The sequence below is a fragment of the Brevibacterium sp. HMSC07C04 genome (genome assembly GCF_001815905.1).
Taxonomy (GTDB): Bacteria; Actinomycetota; Actinomycetes; order Actinomycetales; family Brevibacteriaceae; genus Brevibacterium.
The window spans coordinates 152,501-175,855 of sequence record NZ_KV823244.1; the positions used below are offsets into that span (position 1 = coordinate 152,501).

Sequence of the window (23,355 nt, forward strand, 5' to 3'; positions counted from 1 at the left end):
CTGCCGCCCACTAGACTGAGCGGCGTGAGAATCCTGTTTGCCGGCACCCCGGAACCCGCTGTTCCCTCCTTGCGCGCGGTGGCCTCGCAGCACAGCGTGGCAGCCGTGCTCACCCGTCCCGATGCACCCCTTGGGCGCAAACGCGTTCTGACGCCCAGTCCGGTCAAGATCGCCGCACAGGAACTCGGCCTGCCCGTCATTGAGGCCAGCCGCCTGGTCGGCGACGCCGTCACGCAGATCGAAGAACTCGAAGTCGATGCCGTGGCAGTCGTCGCCTACGGAGCGCTGGCCGGCCCCCGATCTCTCGCGGCCGCCCGCCTGGGCTGGTACAACCTGCACTTTTCGCTGCTGCCCGACTATCGGGGCGCCGCTCCCGTGCAGCGTGCTCTCATCGACGGGCACACCTCTTCCGGTGTCACCGTGTTTCGGCTTGATGAGGGTATGGACACCGGCGATATTGTCAGTGCCCTCGAACTGCCGCTCGACCACGCTGACGCAGGTGCAGCCCTTGTCGACTACGCGGACAGGGGAGCGGCGGTTCTGGCTGATGCGCTCACAGCCGTGGAAAACGGCACCGCACAGTTCACCCCTCAGCCGCATGAGGGCACACTCGCACCCAAGATCACCGCCGCTGATGCCCACCTGGACTTCCGGCGCCCAGCCGAACAGCTCATCGCACGCTCCCGCGGCACCTCGCCGGCTCCGGGACCGTGGAGCACAATCAACGGCAAGAGAGCCAAACTGGGTCCGCTCCAAGCCGCAGACGGCGCACTCGAACCGGGACGGGTCGCCAGTGCTGACGGCGGCATGCTCATCGGCACCGGCAGCCATCCCGTATTCGCCCCGACTGTCCAGCCGTTCGGCAAGCAGCGCATGGCCGCAGCTGACTTCCTGCGCGGCAACCCGGATGTTCGCTTTGACCTGGGAGACGTTGAATGAGTCGCCCCGACGCTCGTCGCAGCCGAGGGAGGAACAACCGACAGAAGGCAAATCTCGCCCGCATTCTCGCCTGGGAGGTGCTCGTCGCCGTAGACGAAGACGACGCCTATGCAAACCTCCTGCTGCCGCGCAAGATTGAGCGCACGCGCCTGCGGGCAGACGACGCCGCCCTGGCTACTGAACTGACCTACGGCACACTGCGAGCCCGCGGCCTGTACGACGCGATCATCGCCGAAGCCGCATCCCGAAAAGTCGACAGCCTTGAAGCGCCCGTGGTCAATGCCATGCGGATGGGCGCACACCAGCTTTTGGCAATGCGCGTTCCCGACCACGCGGCGGTCGGCGAAACAGTCGCCGTCATCAAACAGTCGCTGCCGAGGGCGGCAGGCATCGTCAACGCCGTCCTGCGTCGGATCGGTGAGCGCAGCTATGACGACTGGCTTGCGGCAGTCAGTGCGGGCCTGGCCGAAACACAGGCGAAATCCCTGCGGTACTCTCACCCGGCCTGGATTGTCACCGCCCTTGAAGAGGCGCTCACCGCTCACGGGCGCAGCGCATCCGAAATCGATCTGCTGCTGCAATCGCACAACGTTCCCGCCCCCGTTGTGCTGACCGCGCTGCCCGGCCTTGATCGCAGCGAACTTCCCGGAACGCCGACCGAACTGTCGCCCCTGGGCGCTGTTCTCGACCGCGGCGACCCGGGAAACCTCGAAGCGGTGCGCGCCGGGCGCGCCCGCGTGCAAGACGAAGGCTCGCAGCTGACAGCGCTCACACTGCTCGAAGCCACCGCCCCAGACGGGGAATGGCTGGACATGTGCGCAGGTCCCGGGGGCAAAACCGCTGTGCTGGCGGCAACGGCAGCACAGCGGAACACACCCGTGACAGCGCTCGACGCCTCCGGGCACCGAGCCGACCTCGTGGTAGACAGCACGCGCGCTTTTGCTGACACGGTCGAAGTCTTCAAAGCCGACGGGCGGGAATTCGCCGAGGCCTACCCCGGGGACTTCACCCGGGTTCTCGTTGACGTTCCATGCTCCGGTCTGGGTGCGCTGCGGCGCAGGCCGGAAGCGCGGTGGCGGCGCAGCGCCGAAGACGTGCAGACACTGCGGCCGCTGCAGGACGAACTGCTTCGTGCGGCGTGGCAGGCGTGTGCGCCCGGCGGGGTCATCGCATACTCCACGTGCTCACCCCACCGACACGAAACCCTTGACGTGGTCCGCGCCTTCGCCGAAAACACTCCCGAGGCCCAGATTCTCAACACACCCGACCGCCTGGCCCAGGTGACGCGACAGCCTGCCGAAAGCTTCGCATCGTCCGCCGTGGGCGACGGCACAGCAGCCCAGCTGTGGCCTCACGTGCACGAAACCGACGGCATGTTCGTCTGCCTCATCCGCCGTCCAGCCTGAGAGGACACCCGTGCCGATTTCCATCAACCCCAGCATCCTGTCCTGTGACTTCGCCCAGTTCGATCGCGAACTGGCCCGAATCGCCGATGCCGACATGGCGCACGTCGACGTCATGGACAACCACTTCGTGCCCAACCTCACCTTCGGTCCGCCCGTTGTAGAGCGGATCCAGGCCGTTTCGCCCATCCCGTTGGACATGCACCTCATGATCGCCGATGCCGACAGGCACGCCCCGGTCTACGCCGAAATGGGCTGTGAGTCAGTGACCTTCCACCTGGAAGCATCGGCTGCTCCGGTGCGCACCGCCCGCGAACTTCGACGTTTGGGCGCGAAGGCATCCGTCGCAGTCAAACCGGCCACCCCGGTCGAACCGCTCATCGACCTGCTCGGAGAGTTCGATCAGGTGCTCATCATGACCGTTGAGCCGGGCTTCGGCGGACAGAAGTTTCTCGACGTGTGCCTGCCGAAGATCCAGCGGATCCGCGATGCGATCTCGGCGGCCAATCTCGAACTGACAGTTCAGGTCGACGGGGGAATCTCGGAGCAGACCATAGGCCGTGCCGCAGAGGCCGGGGCGGATGTCTTCGTGGCCGGCTCAGCCGTATACGGTGCCGACAGCCCGGCCGCGCAGATTGCGTGTCTGCGCGAACTTGCGGGAGAGCACGCTTGCTGACAGACCTCTTCGGAATCCTCAACACGCCCGCCTTCTGGCTGGCGGGCAAGGCCGTCCCGTGGTCAGACCTCATCGGCAATGTCTTCGCCCTGCTGACGGTGGGCCTTGCGCTCAAACGCAGCGTGTGGTCCTGGCCGGTGCAGATTCTGGGTTCCCTGCTTCTGCTCAGCGCGTCCCTGTCAGCGCACCTGGGAGGCAACGCCAGCCGCCAGGTGGTCATCATCGCCGCAGCCGTGTGGGGGTGGAGCACGTGGCAGAAGTCGAAGAGCGAAACCGGCTCGATTGAGGTTCGCTGGGCAACGTGGAAAGAGCGCGCTGTTTTCCTTGCCGCGCTCATTGTGGGCACCGCTGTTTTCGGCACCGTGCTGAAACTGGGGGACTGGTCCTGGAACCCCTATCCGGACGCGTACATCTTCATCGGCTCGCTCGCTGCGATGTACGCGCAGGGCAGGGCGATCGTCGAATTCTGGTTCGTGTGGTTGGCTGTCGACCTCGTGGGAATCCCGCTGGCCGTTATGGGCGGACTGCTCTTTTCCGGGATCGTCTACTTCATCTTCCTCATCATGGTGCTCATGGGCATGCGCGACTGGGCCAAGCGGTCAAGGCAGACAATATCGTCGCCGTCATCGGCCGCTGCCACAATCCACGGTGACGAGGCCGTCTGAGCCGAGGGCACCTCGGGTGTGAGCAGCTGTGATTCTCGCACAGCGAGCCGCGGCACATACGGCACGAGGCGTGTACTAATCTGACAGCGTGAAGACCTTTGACGAGCTTTTTGCCGAATTGAAGAACAAGGCGCAGACCCGCCCGGAAGGGTCCTCGACCGTGGCCGAACTCGACGCCGGAGTGCACCAGATCGGAAAGAAGGTCGTCGAAGAGGCCGCCGAGGTGTGGATGGCCGCCGAATACCAGTCCGACAGCGAACTGGCCGAAGAGATCTCCCAGGCGATCTACCACCTGCAGGTCATGATGCTCGCACGCGGACTGACCCCCGAAGACATCTACCGGTACCTGTAAGGAAGGCCCCGTGCTCAGAGTCGCAGTCCCGAACAAGGGATCCCTGTCAGAAAAAGCCACGGAAATGCTCCGCGCCGCAGGCTATTCGCTGCGGTCGAACGCGAAGACGCTGGCCCACACTGACAACGTCAACGAAATCGAGTTCTTCTACCTGCGTCCGCGCGACATCGCGGTGTACATCGGGCGAGGAATCCTTGACATCGGCATCACCGGCCGTGATCTCCTGCTCGAATCCGGTGCGGAAGCCAAAGAGATCATGTCGCTTGGCTTCGGCGCCTCGCGATTCCACTACGCCGGCCCGGCCGGTGCTTTTGCCAACACGCGCGAACTGGACGGCAAGAGCATTGCGACCTCGTACCCGGAACTCGTTGAGCAGGACCTCGCCCAGCGGGGCATGAGCGCCTCGATCGTGCCGCTGGACGGTGCTGTCGAAGTGTCGATCCAACTGGGTGTTGCCGACGCGATCGCAGATGTTGTCGAAACCGGCACCACCCTGCGGGCTGCGGGACTGGAGACAATAGGGGAGCCGATTCTGCGCTCCGAGGGAGTGCTCATAGGTCGGGACGGACCGCCGCGCGAAGCAGAAGACCCCGAGCAGATCGAACTCAGAACCGATATTCTGCTGCGCCGCCTGGAAAGCGTCATCGTCGCCCGCGACTACGTGCTCATCGACTACGACGTCGCCGAAGAAAACCTCGAAGCGGCCATCAGCATCACCCCGGGCTTCGAAAGCCCAACCGTTTCGACCCTGCACGACCGCGGCTGGTTCGCCGTGCGGGCCATGGTGCCCTCGGCTGAACAGCACACTCTCATGGACAAGCTCTACAGCGTTGGCGCGCGGGCGATCCTCGTCAGCCGCATCGACGCCTGTCGTATCTGATATCGGCCGTCAGCACCGACGCCGACGGCTGCCACACCAGGAAGGACTGACATGTCGCAAGGACCACTCAACGGCTACACCGTCGTAGACCTATCCCGCGCTTTGGCCGGCCCTCACGCAGGCCAGATCTTCGGTGACCTCGGCGCGCGGGTCATCAAAGTGGAAAACCCCGCCAGCGGTGATGACACCCGCAGCTGGGGACCGCAGTACGTGGGTCCCGAAGACCAAAAGCAGGCCACGTACTTCCTGGCGTGCAACCGGAATAAGGAATCCATCGCGTTGGATCTCAAAAGCGAGGACGGCCAGCACGTCCTCGAAGAGCTGATCAAGCGCGCAGACGTTCTCATCGAGAACTTCCGCACCGGGGTTATGGATCGTCTGGGCTTCTCCACGCAGCGCTGTCTGGAGCTCAACCCACGCCTTGTGATCCTGTCCATCACCGGTTTCGGCCACGACGGTCCCGAAGGCGGCCGTGCCGGCTATGACCAGATCGCCCAGGGCGAGGCGGGGCTCATGTCGGTCACGGGTTCGGGCCCGGACGACTTCCAGCGGGTCGGCGTGCCGATCGGCGACCTCCTGGGCGGCATCAACGGAACCCTCGGAGTCCTGGCGGCTCTGCTTGAGCGCGAAAGGACCGGCAGGGGCAAGATCGTGCGCACCTCGCTCATTGCGGGAATTGTCGGCGTGCACGCCTTCCAGGCCACTTCGCAGCTCGTCGGCGGTGTGACACCCAAACCCAACGGCAACCACCACCCGGCGCTGTCGCCCTACGGCCTCTTCCGCTGCAAGGGCGGCGAGGGAGGTGCGGTCCAGATGTCGGTGGGCAACCAGTCGCTGTGGCAGAAGTTCTGCAGCGCCTTCGGCCTTGACCCCGAAGCTGAGGGCATGGCCGACAACGACGCGCGCGTGAAGAATCGCGAAGCCGTGACAGCTGCCGTTGAAGGCGCTTTTGCGGACCTCGATTCCGCAGAAGCCCTCGCGAAGCTCAGCGAGGCGGGAATTCCCGCCGGTGTCGTCCGCACGATTGACGAAGTCTACAGCTGGGATCAGGCGCTCTCACAGGGCCTGAAGATCACCGTCGACCACCCGGTTGTCGGCGACATGGACCTGGCAGGGCCGGTGCTGCGCTTCTTCGACGGAGGCGAAGCCGGCGAAGTCGAAACGACGTTCGCCGACCACAAAGCACCTCCTGTCCTCAACGCCGACTCCGAGGCCATCCGCGCCTGGTTGGACGGTGAATCATGACCAAGCGCTACTCCGCTCGCGAACTCATTGAACTCGTCGTCGATGAGGGAACATTCGAATCCTGGGACACCGAACCGATCACACCGGCGGCCGGGATCTCCGAAGAATACGCGGCTGAACTTGCCGCAGCCTCCGAAAAATCCGGGGCTGACGAAGCGATCCTCACCGGCGAAGGCCGTGTGCGCGGTCGTCGCGTGGCCATTGTGGCCAGCGAGTTCCGCTTTCTTGCCGGTTCAATCGGCATTGCCGCAGCTGAGCGCCTGACTGCCGCCGTCGAGCGGGCGACAGCCGAGGGCCTGCCGCTGTTGGCTGGGCCCGCTTCCGGCGGTACGCGCATGCAGGAGGGTACGGTCGCCTTCCTGTCGATGGTGAAGATCACCGCCGCAGTCAACGATCACCGCAAAGCCGGTCTGCCGATCCTCGTGTACCTGCGCCACCCCACCACGGGCGGAGTGTTCGCATCGTGGGGTTCACTCGGCCACTTCTCAGTCGCCGAACCGGGCGCGCTCGTGGGCTTTCTCGGCCCGCGCGTGTACGAAGAGCTCTACGGTGAGCCCTTCCCAACCAACGTGCAGACCGGCGACAACCTCCACCGGCGCGGCCTGGTGGATGCCGTCATGGGGCCTGAGCGGCTGGCAGAAACCGCAGCGAAAGCCCTCGACGTCCTCATGGGCGCACTCGAGGTTCCGGCCCCGGTGGACAATCCCGACACCTCGCCCGACCCGATGCCCAGCGGCACCAACGCGTGGGACATCATCACCGCCTCGCGCGATGACAACCGTCCCGGAGTACGCGAACTGCTGCGCTACGGGGCGCGCAATGTGCTGCCGCTGAACGGAACCGGTCAGGGTGAGAAGGACCGCGGCATGATTCTTGCGCTGGCCACGTTCGGTTCGGCCCCCTGCATTGTGCTGGGACAGGACCGCCGCGGACAGCGCAAATACGAGCCCATGGGCCCGGCGGCCCTGCGGGAGGCTCGCCGCGGTATGCGCCTGGCTGATGAACTGCACATTCCGCTGGTCACCGTCATCGACACCCCGGGTGCGGCTCTGTCCAAGGATGCTGAAGAAGGCGGCCTCGCCGGTGAAATCGCCCGGTCTCTGTCCGATCTCATTGCCCTGAAAGCACCGACGGTGTCGGTCATCCTCGGTGAGGGATCCGGCGGCGGAGCCTTGGCTCTCATCCCCGCCGATCGCGTGCTCAGCGCAGAAAACGGCTGGCTGTCTCCGCTGCCGCCAGAAGGCGCTTCGGCAATCGTGCACCGGACAAAGGACTACGCCGCTGACATGGCACAGGCCCAGCAGGTGCACTGCGAAAAGCTCGTTGAACACGGAATCGTCGACAGAGTCATCGCCGAGAAGCCCAACGCCGCTGCCGAACCGCGTGAATTCTCCGAGCGCGTGGCTCAGACGCTGGAATACGAAATCATCAACCTCATGCGCGTCCATCCTTCGCGCCGCCGCTACCAGCGGATCGACCGCTACCGAAAGCTGGGTGTGTAATGCCTGCCGTGCGCATCATTCCGTGCCTTGACGTTGACGGCGGGCGTGTCGTCAAGGGTGTGAACTTCAAGGGTCTGCAGGACGTGGGCGACCCGGTTGAACTCGCTGCCCGCTACGGCGACGGCGGAGCAGACGAACTGACGTTCCTCGACATCGGAGCTTCCAGTTCGAACCGCGAAACCCTGTACGACGCGGTCAAGAAGACCGCTGAACAGGTTTTCATTCCGCTGACCGTCGGCGGGGGAGTCCGCACCGCCGAAGACGTCGATCGGCTGCTGCGCTGTGGAGCTGACAAAGCGTCGATCAACACCGCCGCCATCGCCCGGCCCGAGGTGATCGGCGAGATCGTCGACCGCTTCGGTTCGCAGGTTCTCGTGTTGTCTGCCGATGTGCGCCGCGGCGAAACCGCCTCTGGCTATGAGGTCACAACCCACGGCGGCAAGAAGGGAACGGGCCTGGACGCGCTTGAGTGGGTACGCGAAGCCCAGGAGCGCGGCGTGGGCGAAGTCCTGCTGAACTCCATGGACGCCGACGGCACCAAGGAGGGCTTCGATCTCGAACTCATTCGCCACGTGCGCCCGCATATCACGGTTCCGCTCATCGCATCCGGTGGTGCAGGCAAGCTCGAGCACTTCGCACCCGCCGTGCGAGCCGGAGCAGATGCGGTTTTGGCCGCCTCGGTCTTCCACTACGGAACATTCACAATTGCCGATGTGAAAGACGCTCTGCGCACAGAGGGCATCGAAGTTCGATGACCGACGTTTGGGGACCCGACGACCTGCGCTATGGCGCCGATGGTCTTCTGCCTGCCGTCGTTCAGGAGTACGACACTCGCGAAGTGCTCATGCTCGCCTGGGTCGATGCCGAGGCGGTGCGCCGCACACTGGCCACGGGAAGAGCCACGTACTGGTCGCGTTCCCGCGCGGAGTACTGGGTGAAGGGCGAAACCTCTGGCCACGCACAGCAGGTCGTACGAGTCAGCCACGACTGTGACGGTGACACGGTTCTGTACGAAGTGCGCCAGACGGGGGCTGCCTGCCACACGAACACGCCGTCGTGCTTTTCTGACAGGAGGATGGATGATCACGCCGCTCAGTGAATTCCGCGAACTCGGCAAACATCACCGGGTCGTTCCCGTCACCGCGAAAGTTCTCGGCGACGGGGAAACCCCGATGTCGATCTACCGGGCTGTTGCCCACGGCCGCCCGGGCGCGTTCCTGCTGGAATCAGCTTCGCAGGGATCCTGGCAGCGCTACTCCTTTGTGGGACGCAGCCCCCTGTCGACGCTGACCGCACAGCGCGGCGGCGAACTGACCTGGCACGGCACGGTCCCCGCGGGTGCACCGACAGGCGGCGATCCGCTGGAGGGCATTTCGCACGTGCTCAGTCTGCTCAAGAGCCCGCCCCCGGTTGATCTGCCTCCGATGACATCGTCGCTTGTGGGCTACATCGGCTGGGACGCGGTCCGTCGCTTTGAAAAGCTCGCCGATGGTCCGCACGCCGTCTCGAACATCCCCGAGATCCACCTGTCGATCCCCGGTGACGTCGTGGTGTTCGACCACTACACCGCAGAAATCACTCTCGTGGCCAACGTGCTCAACGCCGACGGATCCCCTGAGCGGATCGAGCAGGCCTACGAGAACGGGCGCAGCAGGATCGACGCCATGCTGCACGATCTCAACTCCCCGCGCACACCGGTCATTTCAACACTCGACTGGCCGGAGCCGACAGTGCGATCGCACACGGAGCACGAAGACTTCCTCACCACCGTCGAAGCCGCAAAAGAGCACATCCGCCGCGGCGACGTGTTCCAAGTTGTGCCCGGACAGCGCTTCGAAAGCGACACCTCGGCATCGGCGCTCGACATCTACCGCGTGCTGCGGCGAACCAACCCCAGCTCGTACATGTACCTGCTCGACATCGAAAACTCCGAGGGCGAGCCGTTCAGCGTCATAGGCTCGTCACCCGAGGCGCTCGTGACCGTGAAGGACCGAGAAGTCCTCACACATCCGATTGCAGGTTCGCGCCCCCGGGGCAAGACCGAAGCCGAAGACCGGCGGCTGGCCGAAGAGCTCATCGGCGATGCGAAAGAGCGCTCCGAACACGTCATGCTGGTAGATCTGGCGCGCAACGACCTTGCAAAAGTGTGTCGGCCGGGAACTGTGGACGTCGCAGAGTTCATGGAAATCGCACGCTACAGCCACATCATGCACATCGAATCGACCGTGACCGGCACACTGCGCGACGGCGTCGACTGCATGGACGTCATCCGCGCGGCATTTCCAGCGGGCACGCTTTCGGGTGCGCCGAAGCCCCGGGCGCTGCAGCTGATCGACGAACTCGAACCGGTCGGACGCGGACTGTACGGCGGTGTTGTCGGCTACTTGTCGTTCGCCGGGGACCTCGACATGGCAATCGCCATTCGCACAGGAGTCCTCAAGGACGGCGTCATTGCCGTCTACGCTGGGGCCGGTGTGGTTGCTGACTCTGCACCGGAAGCCGAGTATCAGGAAACGCGCTCCAAGGCCGCATCCGTGCTCAATTCGGCCGCTGCCGCGCAGACGCTGCGGGCAGCAGGCTCAGCGGAATACCTCGAAGGACGCGAGGAGCGCGCATGACCCGCGGCCGGTCCGTTCTTCTGCTGCTGGTGATCGCCGGGATCCTGTGGTTCATTTCGACGCGTGAACTCGTGATGCTGACTCCAGCGGGCAGCACCGGTCCGGTAGGTGTGGCCAATGGGGAACCCGCCGCCTCCGAAGGCGGGGGTTCGCCCGTCCTTGCAGCACAGGCGGCGGCATTTGCGGTCACGGCTCTGCTGCTGGCGATGCTGGGCACGCTCGGCCGCAGAATCACCGGCATCCTCATGGTGCTGTTGGGGTTCGGCTACGCCGGTGCGAGCCTTGGCATCGCGCTTGGCCAAGATGCCACACCCTGGGCGTGGACGGCCGTGGTGGCCGGCTTGGCAGCGGCTGCCGCCGCGGGGTTTGTCGGCTTCGGCCGCGATCAATGGCGCACCAGCCAGAAATTCGAACGAGCGGGAACCGCTGAGGGTGAAGCCCATCCTGACGACGACCCAGCCGCCGCCTGGGACGCGCTGTCGCGGGGAGAAGACCCTGACGACATCAGATGATCTGCCGACAGTGGCGAGCCGATTGTCAGCGACTCGGCCTTTCGTGAGAGAATCCTGACAGCAGAATGAAGGAGCACAATGTCTAAGACCAAGTACCGCAACGGAGCCCCCGACCTCGACAAGTCGAGCATCGACTACGAAGCAATTCAGGACCCTGGCCACATGCACTCCGTAGGCGCGTGGATCGGCGTCATCCTCGTGTTCGTCGGTGTTGCCGTCGCCGGCATCGGCACCCTCATCGTCAACACCAGCGGCTGGGCGCTGTTCTTCGTCGGCTGTGCAGTCGTCGTGCTCGGCGCGGTTGTCGGCCCGGTCCTGGTCAAGGCCGGCCTTGGACCGAAGATTCACCGCAACACCCTGCAGCGTTGACAGTCCTCGGTGACATCATCGACGGGGTTCGCGAGGACCTCGAAGAACGCCGCGCTCGTGTCGACCTCGAGCAGATAAAAGAGCGCGCAGCGGCAGCAGCCCCTGCGCGCTCTTTTGCGCCGGAGCAGTTCGGGCTGATCTGCGAAGTCAAGCGCTCGTCGCCCTCCAAGGGCGCACTGGCCGACATTGCCGACCCGTCTGAGCTCGCCGCGGCCTATGAATCCGGGGGAGCGGCAGCCATTTCGGTGCTGACGGAAGAGCGCGGCTTCGGCGGCAGCCTGGCGGACTTCGCAGCCGTGCGCGCCCGCGTGGACGTTCCGCTGCTGCGCAAGGACTTCATGGTCGACGAATACCAGGTGTACGAGGCCCGGGCCTACGGCGCAGACATCATCCTGCTGATCGTCGCAGCCCTCGATGACTCCCAGATGCGCCGCCTGTACGATCTCGCACACGAACTCGGCATGGCCGTCCTCGTCGAAGCGCACACGAGCGAAGAAATCGTTCGTGCCACAGCGCTCGGCGCGAAGGTGCTCGGTGTGAACACCCGCAACCTCAAAGACCTGTCGGTCGACCCGGCCCGCTTTGCACCGCTGGCGGCGCAAGCCAGAGGGCACACGCACTTGGTCGCCGAAAGCGGTGTGGCCACGAGCGCTGAAGTCGAACTCTACGCCGCGGCGGGTGCAGACCTGGTGCTCGTCGGCGAAGCACTCGTGAAGCACGGCGACCCGCAGGCCGCGGTGGCCGAGTTCACCCGCGCTGGCCGCGCACAGCGCTGAACACCACCAGCCGCACATTCAAAGCAAGCCGCCCGCGCGCAGGCGCCTTCGGCCCCGAAACCGCGCACACAGAACGGAAGTGACTATGCCCGAAATCCCAGCAGCAGAAGCCGGTCCGTACTTCGGTGAGTTCGGCGGACGCTTCTTCCCAGAAGCCCTCGTGCCCGCTCTCGAGCAGATTGAGGAAGCCTGGCGCAAAGCCATGGTCGACCCCCAGTTCTCGGAAGAGCTGACTCGACTGCAGCTTGAGTACACGGGTCGTCCCAGCCTGCTGACGGAAGCGCCGCGCTTCGGTCAGCACTGCGGCGGGGCTCGCATCTTCCTCAAACGCGAGGACCTCAATCACACGGGCTCACACAAAATCAACAACGTGCTCGGGCAGGCTCTGCTGACGGCGCGAATGGGCAAGACGCGGGTCATAGCCGAAACCGGCGCGGGCCAGCACGGCGTGGCCGCAGCGACTGCTGCTGCGCTGTTCGGCCTTGAGTGCACCGTGTACATGGGTGAAGAAGACACTCAGCGACAGTCGCTCAACGTGGCTCGCATGCGCCTTCTCGGCGCAGAAGTGGTTCCCGTGCGCACGGGAACCCGCACCCTCAAAGACGCTATGAACGAAGCCATGCGCGACTGGGTTGCGAACGTCGAAACGACGCACTACATGATCGGCACAGTAGCCGGACCCCACCCGTTCCCCGCCATGGTGCGAAGCTTCCAGCGGGTCATTTCGGATGAAGCCCGCGAACAGATCCAGCAGCAGGCAGGCCGCCTGCCGGACGCCGTATGCGCCTGTGTGGGAGGCGGCTCGAACGCCATGGGCATCTTCGCGGCTTTCATCCGCGACGAAAACGTCCGCCTGTACGGTTTCGAAGCAGGCGGCGACGGAGTCGACACGGGCCGTCACGCAGCTCGATTCTCCGGCGGCAGGCCGGGTGTTCTGCACGGCTCTGCCACCTACATTCTGCAGGACGAAGATGGGCAGACCCTGCCTTCGCACTCTGTGTCTGCTGGACTGGACTATCCGTCCGTGGGGCCCGAACACTCCTACCTCAACGATTCCGGGCGAGCTGAATACCGGCCGATCGTCGATGACGAAGCCATGGAGGCCTTTCGCCTGCTTGCCCGCACCGAGGGGATCATCCCCGCCATCGAAAGCTCGCACGCGCTTGCCGGCGCAATGAAAATCGGCAGGGAACTCGGAGAAGACGCTGTTATCGTCGTGAGCCTGTCAGGGCGCGGTGACAAAGACATGACCACCGCAGCCCGGTGGTTTGACTACATCGACGAAGGAGCAGTCCAGGTATGAGCACGGCTGAAGTCCTGACACAGACCAAGAATGACGGCCGGGCCGCCCTCGTGGGCTACCTGCCGGTCGGCTTCCCTGACGTTCCCGGCTCACTTGAGGCCATCGGCGAACTGGCTCGGGGTGGGGCCGACATGATTGAAATCGGCATCCCGTACACCGATCCCGGGATGGACGGACCGGTCATCCAGCGGGCAGCCGATGTTGCCCTGCGCGGCGGCGTGCGCGTTTCCGATTCGCTGCGCGCTGTCGAAGCGGCGGCGAGCGCCGGGGCCGTTCCCGTCGTCATGAGCTACTGGAATCTGATCCTGCAGTACGGCGTCGAAGCCTACTCACGTGACCTCGCATCGGCCGGGGGCCATGGCATCATCACCCCGGATCTGCTTCCGGATGACTGCGCAGCCTGGGACGCCGCTTCGGACGCACACGGCCTTGACAGAATCTTCCTCGCCGCACCGTCCTCAACTCCCGAACGGCTCGCTCTCATCAGCTCTCGGTCGCGCGGTTTCGTCTACGCCGCTTCGACTATGGGCGTGACCGGAACCCGCGCTCAGGTGGACTCGCACGCGGAAGGCCTCGTCAGCCGCGTGCGCGAGGCCGGTGCCGAGCACGTGTGCGTGGGCCTGGGTGTGTCGAATCGCGAACAGGCCGCCGAGGTTGCCGCCTATGCTGACGGTGTGATCGTCGGCTCCGCACTGGTGCGGGCTCTCGATGAGGGCGGTTCGGCCGCGGTCGGCCGACTTGCTGAAGAACTGAGCGAAGGCACGGTCCGCTCGTGACATATCAGGCGGCTATTCCCTCACCGACGTGGCAGGGCTTTTCGTTCGGCCCTCTGACGATCCACGCCTACGCTCTGTGCATCATCGCCGGGATCTTTGTGGCCCTGTGGCTGACGAACCGCAGGTGGACTGCACGAGGCGGAGATTCCGATGACCTGTGGACGATTGCCATGTGGGCGATCCCGGCTGGCATCATCGGCGGTCGCCTCTACCACGTGTTCTCTACCCCCGACCCGTACTTCGGGCCGGGCGGCAATCCGGTCGCGGCACTCTACATCTGGAACGGCGGACTGGGCATTTGGGGCGCTGTCGCCCTGGGTGTGCTGGCTGCCTACTTTGCAGCGCGCAGGCTCGACATCCGGTTCGGGGCCTTCCTCGATGCGGCAGCTCCCGGCCTGCTCCTGGCACAGGGGATCGGACGATGGGGGAACTGGTTCAACCAGGAGCTCTTCGGCGCTCCGACCAGGCTTCCGTGGGGTCTGCAGATCGACCGGGTGCTCAACGGCCGCTCCAACCCCAACTGGCCGGATCCCGCCATCCCAGAGGGCACGCTGTTCCACCCGACGTTCCTGTACGAATCAGTCTGGAACATTCTGGGTGCTCTGCTGCTCATTTGGCTGGGCAGGCGGTTCCGCCTGGATCACGGTCAGGTGTTCTTTGCATACATCTGCTATTACACGCTCGGTCGCGTGTGGATCGAGGCGCTGCGCATCGACACCGCCGAGCACATTCTGGGCCTGCGGCTCAATGTGTGGACGTCCATCCTGGTGTTCGTGCTGGGAGCCGTTCTGCTGGCCGTGTCGCGACTTCGGCACCCCGATTTCAACCCGGACATCACCCTGAGCGGATCATCGGGTGCTCCCGACACCCAGCCGAGCGGGCCTTCGACTGAAACCTCCGCGCTGCCCCTGCAGGCCGACGGCGGCCAGGAGATCGGGTTCGGACCCGTCACGCACACACTGCCGGTGATTGCCGACCCCGAAACAGCTGAACTTCCGGTATCGGGTCGGTCGTTCGGCTACTTCGGGGCGGTCACATCGACGATTTCGATCATTCCACAGGTGCGCAAACGCGAGGATGAGCAGCGCGAAAGCTGATTGATCTGCGGTGGAGCTCTCACCGGGGACGACATTCGACTAGGGTGGAACCATGCGGCTAGCCAAGATCGTTGCGACCCTCGGACCTGCTCAGAAAACCTACGAAGACATTCGCGCCATAATCGATGCCGGAGTCGATGTCCTCCGCTTCAACTTCTCCCACGGCACTCACGCTGACCACAAACGCCTGTACGGCTGGGTGCGCGAAGCGGCAAACGACACGGGACGGCCCGTTGCGGTCCTTATGGACCTGCAGGGACCTAAGATCCGCTTGGGCACTTTTGCCGACGGCCAGAAGCACTATTTTGAACGCGGCCAGCAGTTCACAATCACAACTGAAGACGTCGAAGGAACTGTCGAGCGCATCTCGACCACGTACCAGGGCCTGCCCGGCGACGTCAGTGTGGGCGATCCTCTGCTGGTTGACGATGGCCGCGTGCGCCTGCGCGCTGTCGAAGTCGGCGAAACCGACATCCTGGTCGAAGTTGAAGTGCCCGGCTACCTGTCTGACCACAAGGGCGTCAACCTGCCCGGTGTTGCCGTTTCGGTGCCGGCGATGACCGAAAAGGACATCAAAGACCTCCGCTTCGGTCTGCGCATGGGCGTTGACTGGGTGGCACTGTCCTTTGTGCGCGACGCCGCCGACGCCGAGTACATTCGGTCAATCATGGACGACGAGGGAATTCACATCCCCGTGATCGCCAAACTGGAAAAGCCGCAGGCGGTAGAGAAGCTCGATGAGATCGTTGACGCCTTTGACGGCCTCATGGTGGCTCGCGGTGACCTGGGCGTCGAAGTGCCGCTCGAACAGGTTCCACTCGTGCAGAAAAAGGCCATTGCCAAGTGCCGCCGTGAGGCCAAACCCGTCATCGTGGCCACTCAGATGCTCGAATCGATGATCGAAGAGCCCCGGCCCACCCGTGCTGAAGCCTCGGACTGCGCCAATGCCGTGTTCGATGGAGCTGACGCGCTCATGCTCTCCGGCGAAACCTCGATCGGTCAGCACTGGCTAGACGCAGTGCGCACCATGGCGCGCATCATCGAGTCCTCCGAACAGCAGGGCCTGCACTTGGTGCCCGAATTGGGCAGCGAACCGAAGACCCGCGGCGGAGCGATCACCGCGGCGGCAGTGCAGGTCGCCCATGACCTCGACATCGACCACATGTGCGTTTTCACCCAGACGGGCGACTCGGTTCGCCGCATGTCACGGCTGCGCGCACCGCTGCAGCTTCTGGCATTCACCCCCGATGTCAAGGTGCGTCATCAGCTGGCGCTCACCTGGGGTGTCGAAACAATCCTCGTCAACGAAGTCAGCCACACTGACCAGATGGCCCGGCAGACTGACGAAATTCTGCTGGGCGAGGGCATGGCCGAAGAAGGCGACTACTGCGTCATCGTGGCGGGATCCCCACCGGGGCTGCCCGGTTCGACCAACGCTCTGCGCGTGCACAAGCTGGGGGACGCGATAAAGGGCCGCGCGCCGGCGTATCGGGACGACAATCAGATCTTCAGCCATCCCGAAGCCGGCTACGGCAAGGTCACCGAACCGGGTTTCTGATCCGCGGCCGCTTCCTCGGCGAGCTGAGCCGGAACAGCCCCGTTGTGCCCCGTGCGGAAGTGGGGCTGTTCCGGCGCCGAAGCAAAAAGTCTCGGGACATCGTTCACGCGATGTCCCGAGACTTCGTCTGTGTACCGGATGCGGGACTCGAACCCGCACATCTTGCGATAGAGCATTTTGAGTGCTCCGCGTCTACCAATTCCGCCAATCCGGCATCAGGGCAATCGTAGTGCACACCGGCGGAAGCACAAAACACGTGCCGCAGGCCCCGGCTTTCGATCACCTGCCCGGCCTGCGTACCGTTTACAGGCCAAGGCGACTACGATGGAGGCGTGTCTAACCCAGATCAAGAACATCAGCCCGTACGTCGAGTCATCGTCGCCGAAGACGAATCCGTCATTCGACTCGACATTGTTGAAATGCTTCGGGAAGTCGGCTACGACGTCGTAGGCGAAGCGGGTGACGGTGAATCAGCCGTGCGCCTTGCCGAAGAGCTCCGTCCCGACCTTGTTGTCATGGACATCAAAATGCCGAAGCTCGACGGCATTTCCGCAGCCGAGAAAATCGCCAGGGCAGGTATTGCCCCTGTCGTGCTGCTCACCGCCTTCTCACAGAAGGAACTCGTCGAGCGCGCCCGAGACGCCGGAGCTATGGCCTATGTCGTCAAGCCGTTCACAGCGGCCGACCTGATTCCCGCCCTCGAGATCGCACAGTCGCGCTACCAGGAAATGCAGGCGCTGGAATCCGAGATCGCGGACATGACCGATCGCTTTGAAACGCGCAAGCTGGTCGAACGCGCCAAGGGGCTGCTCATCTCCAGCATGGGGCTGACTGAACCGGAGGCCTTCCGCTGGATCCAGAAAACGTCGATGGACCGCCGCCTGACAATGCGCGAGGTCGCCGAAACGGTTCTCAACCAGCTCGACTCCAAGGACTGACTGAGCGGCTCTTTGCGCGTTCGGCTCAGCTCTTAGGCTGGAGCACCAGATTGGTGATCCGCACGATCGACAGCAGTCTGCCGTCGTCGTCGGTCATGCGGACTTCGTGGTTGATGATGGTCCGACCGGCGTGGATCACTTCGGCACGACCCCGGACGCGACCGCTGCGGGCGGCTTTCAGGTGAGTGGCGTTGAGGTCGACGCCGACGACGTTGGTGCCCGCGCGCAGAAAGGAATGCTGGGAGGCCAGGGTTTCTGCAAGTGCTACGTGGGCGCCGCCGTGGAACAGCCCGGCTGGCTGCTTGTTGCCCTCAACGGGCACGCTTCCGCTCAGGAAGTCGTAGCCGAGTGAGTCAATTGACATGTTCATTGCGGCCATGAGGGTGTCATCGCCGAATTGCGGATGGCCGGCGAGGATCGCCGCGTACTCGGTTTCGCTCAGTCCCGGTGCCAGTGGTGTGATCTGCTTCATGTTCCTCCTTGCTGTGGTCACTCTAGCCGATCCCAGCCGGCGGTTAGCGCAGTGGTTTTGCCGGTAGTGTGGGGGTGTGAGCACCAAGAGACTTCTTCTGATTGACGGTCATTCCCTTGCCTACCGGGCCTACTTTGCTCTGCCGCCGGAGAACTTCTCAACGGCTGACGGTCAGACCACGAACGCTGTTTTCGGCTTTGCCAGAATGCTGCTGACCGCCGTCAATTCGCTCGAACCCACTCACGTGGCCGTGGCGTTCGACCTGGGTCGGCAGACCTTTCGGCTCGAAGAGTACCCGGAGTACAAAGCCGGTCGGGCAAAGACTCCGGAGGACTTTCACGGTCAGGTGGACCTCATCAAGGACATGCTCACCGCCTTCGGCGTCCCGGTCATCACTCGGGAGGGGTACGAGGCGGATGACCTCCTGGCCTCGCTGGCTCGCCGGGGTGCGGGGGAGGGCTATGACACCCTCATCGCATCGGGTGACAAAGACTCCTTCCAGTTGGCTGATGACAACATCACAATCATGTACCCCAAACGGGGTTTCACCGATCTGCAGCACATGACGCCGCAGGCAGTGGAAGACAAGTACGGTGTCACTCCGGCGAACTACCGGGGCCTTGCCGCGCTCGTGGGCGAAAAGGCGGACAATCTGCCCGGCGTGCCCGGGGTGGGCGAGAAGACGGCCGCAAAGTGGCTGACCAAGTACGGTGACCTTCCCTCGATCATCGACAACGCTGAGGACGTCGGCGGCAAGGTCGGGCAGAGCCTGCGCGATCACATTGCGGATGTCGAACGCAACTACCGCCTCAACAGGCTCATCGACGACCTTGATATCCCGCTGGATCTTGCTGATGCAGCTCTGGGCCGCGGCAGCGCCGAAGAGATCACCGAGCTGTTCGACGCGCTCGAATTCCGTCAGCTGGCAGCAGAAATCGGGCCATTCCTCGGCGGCGGGGAAATCCCTGCGCCCACCGGGAGCGAAGCTCCCGCTCCACAGAAGACCGACAGCATCCGCGCTGTTGCGGAAGCCGCTGCTGGCTGTGTCCTGGGTGTGGACGTCGATCTCGACACGCCCGACCGCCTGGGCTTTGCCGCAGGTGACAGCGCGTGGCTTATTGACCTGAGCACTCTCAGCCCGGATGCCCAACAGCAGCTGTCGGCCCTTCTGACTGAGCATCCGCAGATTGCAATGCACGACGCCAAACCGCAGATCAAAGCTTTAGCCGACAACGGTCTTCGGGTGAGCGTGTGGACGGACACGGAGCTTGCCGCCTACCTGCTGACACCGGACGCGCGCGGCTATGACCTCGAAGAACTTGCCCAGAGCCGTGCTGGCATCGCTGCGGCTGAGCCCGACGGAAACGCCGGCACTCTGCTGGAGAACACGAATGATGAAGCAGCGGCCAGAAAGGCTTTTCTCGCATCCCGCCTGGCCCCGATTCTGCGGGAGCAGCTCGACGAGTACAGCCAGCTTGCAGTTCTCGACGACATCGAGATGCCCGCGCAGGCGGTCCTGGCAGCGATGGAGCGAATCGGCATCAACATCGACTCCACGCAGCTGCAGAACCTCATTGACGAGTTCGGGCGCGAAGCCGACCAGAGCGCCGAAGACGCCTACAGTGCCATCGGCCACACCGTGAACCTGGGTTCGCCCAAACAGCTGCAGACCGTGCTCTTCGACGAACTCGACATGCCGAAGACCAAGAAGACGAAGACCGGCTACACCACCAACGCCGATGCTCTGCACGATCTGTTCCGCAGAACCCAGCACCCTTTCTTGGAGCACCTGTTGGCTCACCGCGAACGCATCAAGCTCAAGCAGACGGTTGTGGGTCTGAAGAAGGAGATCGCTGACGACGGGCGGATTCACACCACCTACCTGCAGACGATGACCGCAACCGGCAGATTGAGCTCAAAAGACCCCAATCTGCAGAACATACCGGTCCGCACCGATTCGGGCCGGAGAATCCGCGGTGTATTCACGGCCGATGCCGATGCGGGCTTTACGGACCTTATGAGCGCTGACTATTCGCAGATCGAAATGCGGATCATGGCTCACCTGTCCGGTGACGAAGCGCTCATCGAGGCATTCCGCGCCGGTGAGGACCTGCACTCCTTCGTGGCCGGCCAGGTTTTTCAGATCCCGGTTGAGGATGTCAGTCGGCAACAGCGCGAAAAGGTCAAGGCCATGTCCTACGGGCTGGTCTACGGTTTGTCGGCCTACGGGCTGTCGAATCAGCTGGGCATCAGCCCGACCGAAGCGTCGGATCTCATGGCCGAGTACTTCTCGCGTTTCGGTGCGGTGAAGAAGTACCTTGACGGTTCGGTCGAAGAAGCTCGCCAGAGGGGCTACACCCAGACAATGTACGGTCGCCGTCGCTATCTGCCGGCACTGCAGTCCTCCAGCCGCCCACAGCGCGAAATGGCCGAGCGGGCGGCTCTCAACAGTCCTATCCAGGGAACTGCGGCGGACATTATGAAGATCGCAATGTTCCGCATTGCCGACGCCCTTGCCGAGGCGGATCTCGCCTCGCGCATTCTCCTGCAGGTGCACGATGAAGTGATTGTCGAGTGCGCCGCCGGAGAGTTCGACAGCCTCGAGAAGATTGTGGTCGATACGATGCGCGATGCCGCTGAGCTCAGCGTTCCCCTTGACGTCAATGTGGGCCGAGGGCCGGACTGGCAGTCCGCGGCTCACTGACGCGGCGCTCATGCGGCTGTGGTCTCACCCGAAAAGTGGGGCCACAGCCGTACTGAGTCACTGTGCCAAGCGGGTGGAGAAGATCGCGGTGCCGGGCATGAGCTTGCCGCGCAGGGGGGACCATCCGCCCCACGAGGTTTCGTTGTCTTCGGGCCATTCGGGTTCGGTGAGCTTTTCCAGTGTGAAGCCGGCTCCGTGGATCAGTGAGATCCAGTCGCCCAGAGTGCGGTGGTGTTCTGCGTAGACCGGATTTCCCTGTTCGTCGAGTTCGACATAGGGGGTGCGGTCGAAATAGGAGTATTCGACGCACAGGCCGTCTTCGCCGGGCAGATCAGGGAATATCCAACGCAGAGGATGGGTGACGGAGAATACCCACCGACCGCCGGGGCGCAGAACGCGCGCGGTTTCAGCAAGCACCTTTTCGGCGTCTTTGACAAAGGGGAGGGCACCGTAGGACGAAAAGGCAATGTCAAATGAGCCCGAGGGGAACGGCAGCTGGCGGGCATCTGCCAGCAGGAACGTCGGCGGGGTGGCGGAGTCGCTCAGCGGGTTTTCCCTGGAGAGTCGGGCGGCCTGTTCGAGCATGCCGGACGATACATCGCATCCGGTGACGATTCCGCCCTGTTCTGCAACCCAGCGCGAACACTGCCCGGCCCCGCAGCCGATCTCGAGCACCTGTCTGCGCGCAACATCGCCGAGCAGGTTGACGTCGTCTTCGTTAACCCCTTCTGGACACCAGATGAATTCTTTGGCACCGAGAAAAGAGCCGTGCTCGGCCAGGTAGTCCTCCGCGGAGTTGTCCCAGTAGGTGCGATTGGCCCGAACAGAGGCCTCCTCGTCGATCGGAAAGTATCCGCCGGAGATGATGCTGGGGTAGCCGTCAGACGTGCTCATACACTTCCATCCTCATTAAGCAGCGGGCTGTCTATTCTAAAGCGACTCAATGGATGTTACGCTTGATCATTGTGTAATGCTTGCGTCGCTCTGCTCGCCCGCGTACACACAATAATCTGTCCATATCAACACGAGCTCCGGACCGAGCAGCCCGCCCGGACCGGATAATCCAAATCGGAGTCCCTAACTTTATGACCACTACCACGCCGGACGCGGCGAACACCAAGCAGGTCGCTGTCGACGACATCGGATCTGCGGAAGATTTCCTCGCGGCAGTCGACGAAACCATCAAGTACTTCAACGACGGCGACATCGTTGAAGGCACAGTCGTCAAGGTTGACCGCGACGAAGTCCTGGTCGACATCGGATACAAGACGGAAGGCGTCATCCTTTCGCGCGAACTGTCGATCAAGCACGACGTCGACCCCTCTGAGGTTGTCGAAGTCGGGGATCCGATCGAAGCACTCGTGCTGACGAAGGAAGACAAAGACGGACGCCTGATGCTCTCGAAGAAGCGCGCACAGTACGAGCGCGCTTGGGGCGACATCGAAAAGATCAAGGAAGACGACGGCGTCGTCACCGGTTCGGTCATCGAAGTCGTCAAGGGCGGCCTCATCGTCGACATCGGACTGCGCGGCTTCCTGCCTGCTTCGCTTGTGGAAATGCGCCGCGTGCGCGACCTCACGCCGTACATCGGCCAGGAAGTCGAAGCCAAGATCATCGAGCTCGACAAGAACCGCAACAACGTCGTTCTGTCGCGCCGCGCATGGCTGGAAGAAACCCAGTCGGCCGTCCGCCACGACTTCCTGCAGACCCTGCAGAAGGGCCAGGTGCGCCCCGGTGTCGTGTCGTCGATCGTCAACTTCGGTGCATTCGTGGACCTGGGCGGAGTCGACGGACTCGTCCACGTGTCCGAACTGTCCTGGAAGCACATCGACCACCCCTCCGAGGTCGTCGCAGTCGGCGACGAGGTCACGGTGGAGGTTCTCGATGTCGACATGGACCGCGAACGCGTTTCACTGTCGCTCAAGGCCACCCAGGAAGACCCGTGGCAGCACTTTGCTCGGACTCACGTCATCGGCCAGATCGTGCCCGGCAAGGTCACCAAGCTCGTTCCGTTCGGTGCGTTCGTTCGCGTCGAAGACGGCATCGAAGGTCTCGTTCACATCTCCGAGCTCGCCGTTCGGCACATCGACCTGCCCGAGCAGGTCGTGTCGGTTGACGAAACCATCTATGTCAAGGTCATTGACATCGACCTGGACCGCCGCCGCATCTCGCTGTCGCTCAAGCAGGCTAACGAAGGTGTCGACCCGGACGCCGAGGAATTCCTCGACCCGGCTCTGTACGGCATGCTCCAGGAGTACGACGAAGACGGCAACTACAAGTACCCCGAAGGCTTCGACCCCGAAACCCAGGAATGGATGGAAGGCTACGAAGCACAGCGCGAAGAATGGGAGCAGCAGTATGCTGCAGCCCAGGAGCGCTGGGAAGAGCACAAGAAGCAGGTTGCGCGCGCAATCGCCGCCGACGCCGAGGCCGCCGCTCAGGCCGGCGACGACGCCGCCGGTGCGGGCGCTTCGTTCAGCACGGAAGAATCGGCTGATGACGAAGGCACCCTCGCTTCGGACGAAGCTCTCGCCGCTCTGCGCGAGAAGCTCGCAGGCAGCTGATCTCCT

At 63.6% G+C, this 23,355-nt stretch carries 23 protein-coding genes and 1 tRNA gene; 21 read left to right on the plus strand and 3 right to left on the minus strand.

Annotated elements, in window-relative coordinates; genetic code table 11:
* Window positions 1-24: 24 nt before the first annotated feature.
* The 18 genes from HMPREF3162_RS03035 (at window position 25) to pyk (ending at window position 16,671) form a co-directional block, all read left to right on the plus strand.
* Window positions 25-939, plus strand: a complete 915-nt coding sequence (locus tag HMPREF3162_RS03035; protein ID WP_070776862.1) for a methionyl-tRNA formyltransferase — start codon at window positions 25-27, stop codon at window positions 937-939.
* Window positions 936-2,345 carry an RsmB/NOP family class I SAM-dependent RNA methyltransferase gene (locus HMPREF3162_RS03040; RefSeq protein WP_070776863.1) on the plus strand — a complete coding sequence of 470 codons (1,410 nt, stop codon included), beginning with the start codon at window positions 936-938 and terminating at the stop codon, window positions 2,343-2,345. The genes HMPREF3162_RS03035 and HMPREF3162_RS03040 overlap by 4 nt, the downstream gene beginning before the upstream one ends.
* 10 nt (window positions 2,346-2,355) lie before the next feature.
* Window positions 2,356-3,018, plus strand: coding sequence for a ribulose-phosphate 3-epimerase (rpe, locus tag HMPREF3162_RS03045; protein WP_070776864.1), 663 nt, complete (start codon window positions 2,356-2,358; stop codon window positions 3,016-3,018).
* Window positions 3,012-3,683 carry a nicotinamide mononucleotide transporter family protein gene (locus HMPREF3162_RS03050; RefSeq protein WP_070776865.1) on the plus strand — a complete coding sequence of 224 codons (672 nt, stop codon included), beginning with the start codon at window positions 3,012-3,014 and terminating at the stop codon, window positions 3,681-3,683. The genes rpe and HMPREF3162_RS03050 overlap by 7 nt, the downstream gene beginning before the upstream one ends.
* An 88-nt stretch (window positions 3,684-3,771) precedes the next feature.
* On the plus strand, window positions 3,772-4,035 hold the full coding sequence (locus HMPREF3162_RS03055) for a phosphoribosyl-ATP diphosphatase (protein ID WP_070572575.1): 264 nt from the start codon (window positions 3,772-3,774) through the stop codon (window positions 4,033-4,035).
* Between the two features lie 10 nt (window positions 4,036-4,045).
* Window positions 4,046-4,915 (plus strand): ATP phosphoribosyltransferase, encoded by an 870-nt coding sequence (gene hisG / locus HMPREF3162_RS03060; RefSeq protein WP_070572576.1) that lies wholly within the window; start codon window positions 4,046-4,048, stop codon window positions 4,913-4,915.
* 51 nt (window positions 4,916-4,966) lie between these two features.
* Window positions 4,967-6,160, plus strand: coding sequence for a CaiB/BaiF CoA transferase family protein (locus tag HMPREF3162_RS03065; protein ID WP_070776866.1), 1,194 nt, complete (start codon window positions 4,967-4,969; stop codon window positions 6,158-6,160).
* Entirely contained in the window at window positions 6,157-7,662 is a 1,506-nt protein-coding gene (locus HMPREF3162_RS03070; RefSeq protein ID WP_070572580.1) for a carboxyl transferase domain-containing protein, read from the plus strand. The genes HMPREF3162_RS03065 and HMPREF3162_RS03070 overlap by 4 nt, the downstream gene beginning before the upstream one ends.
* Entirely contained in the window at window positions 7,662-8,417 is a 756-nt protein-coding gene (gene hisF / locus HMPREF3162_RS03075; RefSeq protein ID WP_070572582.1) for an imidazole glycerol phosphate synthase subunit HisF, read from the plus strand. The genes HMPREF3162_RS03070 and hisF overlap by 1 nt, the downstream gene beginning before the upstream one ends.
* Window positions 8,414-8,761, plus strand: coding sequence for a phosphoribosyl-AMP cyclohydrolase (gene hisI, locus HMPREF3162_RS03080; RefSeq protein ID WP_070572584.1), 348 nt, complete (start codon window positions 8,414-8,416; stop codon window positions 8,759-8,761). Before hisF ends, hisI begins: the two co-directional genes overlap by 4 nt.
* A complete protein-coding gene (locus HMPREF3162_RS03085) occupies window positions 8,742-10,280 on the plus strand; it encodes an anthranilate synthase component I (RefSeq protein ID WP_070776867.1) in 1,539 nt (512 codons plus the stop codon). Before hisI ends, HMPREF3162_RS03085 begins: the two co-directional genes overlap by 20 nt.
* On the plus strand, window positions 10,277-10,792 hold the full coding sequence (locus HMPREF3162_RS03090) for a Trp biosynthesis-associated membrane protein (protein ID WP_070776868.1): 516 nt from the start codon (window positions 10,277-10,279) through the stop codon (window positions 10,790-10,792). The genes HMPREF3162_RS03085 and HMPREF3162_RS03090 overlap by 4 nt, the downstream gene beginning before the upstream one ends.
* Window positions 10,793-10,870: 78 nt before the next feature.
* Window positions 10,871-11,161 (plus strand): HGxxPAAW family protein, encoded by a 291-nt coding sequence (locus tag HMPREF3162_RS03095; protein ID WP_083318881.1) that lies wholly within the window; start codon window positions 10,871-10,873, stop codon window positions 11,159-11,161.
* Window positions 11,158-11,937 (plus strand): indole-3-glycerol phosphate synthase TrpC, encoded by a 780-nt coding sequence (gene trpC, locus HMPREF3162_RS03100; RefSeq protein WP_070776869.1) that lies wholly within the window; start codon window positions 11,158-11,160, stop codon window positions 11,935-11,937. The genes HMPREF3162_RS03095 and trpC overlap by 4 nt, the downstream gene beginning before the upstream one ends.
* Window positions 11,938-12,022: 85 nt before the next feature.
* Window positions 12,023-13,240 (plus strand): tryptophan synthase subunit beta, encoded by a 1,218-nt coding sequence (gene trpB, locus HMPREF3162_RS03105; protein WP_070572590.1) that lies wholly within the window; start codon window positions 12,023-12,025, stop codon window positions 13,238-13,240.
* On the plus strand, window positions 13,237-14,016 hold the full coding sequence (gene trpA, locus HMPREF3162_RS03110; protein ID WP_070776870.1) for a tryptophan synthase subunit alpha: 780 nt from the start codon (window positions 13,237-13,239) through the stop codon (window positions 14,014-14,016). Before trpB ends, trpA begins: the two co-directional genes overlap by 4 nt.
* Complete coding sequence (gene lgt / locus HMPREF3162_RS03115) at window positions 14,013-15,113, plus strand: prolipoprotein diacylglyceryl transferase (RefSeq protein WP_070776871.1); 1,101 nt, start codon at window positions 14,013-14,015, stop codon at window positions 15,111-15,113. The genes trpA and lgt overlap by 4 nt, the downstream gene beginning before the upstream one ends.
* Window positions 15,114-15,165: 52 nt before the next feature.
* On the plus strand, window positions 15,166-16,671 hold the full coding sequence (pyk, locus tag HMPREF3162_RS03120; protein ID WP_070776872.1) for a pyruvate kinase: 1,506 nt from the start codon (window positions 15,166-15,168) through the stop codon (window positions 16,669-16,671).
* Window positions 16,672-16,803: 132 nt separating this feature from the next.
* Here the strand turns inward: pyk and HMPREF3162_RS03125 are convergent.
* Window positions 16,804-16,885: transfer RNA gene (locus HMPREF3162_RS03125), tRNA-Leu, on the minus strand.
* Between the two features lie 118 nt (window positions 16,886-17,003).
* Between HMPREF3162_RS03125 and HMPREF3162_RS03130 the strand changes: the two genes are divergently transcribed.
* Entirely contained in the window at window positions 17,004-17,609 is a 606-nt protein-coding gene (locus tag HMPREF3162_RS03130; RefSeq protein WP_070776873.1) for an ANTAR domain-containing response regulator, read from the plus strand.
* Between the two features lie 25 nt (window positions 17,610-17,634).
* Here HMPREF3162_RS03130 and HMPREF3162_RS03135 read toward each other — a convergent pair whose 3' ends face one another.
* Complete coding sequence (locus tag HMPREF3162_RS03135) at window positions 17,635-18,081, minus strand: PaaI family thioesterase (protein WP_070776874.1); 447 nt, start codon at window positions 18,079-18,081, stop codon at window positions 17,635-17,637.
* Window positions 18,082-18,157: 76 nt separating this feature from the next.
* Between HMPREF3162_RS03135 and polA the strand changes: the two genes are divergently transcribed.
* On the plus strand, window positions 18,158-20,785 hold the full coding sequence (gene polA / locus HMPREF3162_RS03140) for a DNA polymerase I (protein ID WP_070776875.1): 2,628 nt from the start codon (window positions 18,158-18,160) through the stop codon (window positions 20,783-20,785).
* Window positions 20,786-20,842: 57 nt separating this feature from the next.
* Here polA and HMPREF3162_RS03145 read toward each other — a convergent pair whose 3' ends face one another.
* Window positions 20,843-21,679 (minus strand): class I SAM-dependent methyltransferase, encoded by an 837-nt coding sequence (locus HMPREF3162_RS03145; protein ID WP_070572612.1) that lies wholly within the window; start codon window positions 21,677-21,679, stop codon window positions 20,843-20,845.
* A gap of 191 nt (window positions 21,680-21,870) precedes the next feature.
* Between HMPREF3162_RS03145 and rpsA the strand changes: the two genes are divergently transcribed.
* Window positions 21,871-23,349, plus strand: coding sequence for a 30S ribosomal protein S1 (gene rpsA, locus HMPREF3162_RS03150; protein ID WP_070572614.1), 1,479 nt, complete (start codon window positions 21,871-21,873; stop codon window positions 23,347-23,349).
* The last annotated feature ends 6 nt before the right edge of the window (window positions 23,350-23,355 follow it).

Bases quoted from the DNA above. Each gene is read 5' to 3' on its own strand.
- HMPREF3162_RS03040 (WP_070776863.1), top strand. From the start codon at position 936: ATGAGTCGCCCCGACGCTCGTCGCAGCCGAGGGAGGAACAACCGACAG.
- HMPREF3162_RS03065 (WP_070776866.1), top strand. From the start codon at position 4,967: ATGTCGCAAGGACCACTCAACGGCTACACCGTCGTAGACCTATCCCGC.
- HMPREF3162_RS03070 (WP_070572580.1), top strand. From the start codon at position 6,157: ATGACCAAGCGCTACTCCGCTCGCGAACTCATTGAACTCGTCGTCGAT.
- hisF (WP_070572582.1), top strand. From the start codon at position 7,662: ATGCCTGCCGTGCGCATCATTCCGTGCCTTGACGTTGACGGCGGGCGT.
- hisI (WP_070572584.1), top strand. From the start codon at position 8,414: ATGACCGACGTTTGGGGACCCGACGACCTGCGCTATGGCGCCGATGGT.
- HMPREF3162_RS03085 (WP_070776867.1), top strand. From the start codon at position 8,742: ATGATCACGCCGCTCAGTGAATTCCGCGAACTCGGCAAACATCACCGG.
- HMPREF3162_RS03090 (WP_070776868.1), top strand. From the start codon at position 10,277: ATGACCCGCGGCCGGTCCGTTCTTCTGCTGCTGGTGATCGCCGGGATC.
- HMPREF3162_RS03095 (WP_083318881.1), top strand. From the start codon at position 10,871: ATGTCTAAGACCAAGTACCGCAACGGAGCCCCCGACCTCGACAAGTCG.
- trpB (WP_070572590.1), top strand. From the start codon at position 12,023: ATGCCCGAAATCCCAGCAGCAGAAGCCGGTCCGTACTTCGGTGAGTTC.
- trpA (WP_070776870.1), top strand. From the start codon at position 13,237: ATGAGCACGGCTGAAGTCCTGACACAGACCAAGAATGACGGCCGGGCC.
- pyk (WP_070776872.1), top strand. From the start codon at position 15,166: ATGCGGCTAGCCAAGATCGTTGCGACCCTCGGACCTGCTCAGAAAACC.
- HMPREF3162_RS03135 (WP_070776874.1), bottom strand. From the start codon at position 18,081: ATGAAGCAGATCACACCACTGGCACCGGGACTGAGCGAAACCGAGTAC.
- HMPREF3162_RS03145 (WP_070572612.1), bottom strand. From the start codon at position 21,679: ATGAGCACGTCTGACGGCTACCCCAGCATCATCTCCGGCGGATACTTT.
- rpsA (WP_070572614.1), top strand. From the start codon at position 21,871: ATGACCACTACCACGCCGGACGCGGCGAACACCAAGCAGGTCGCTGTC.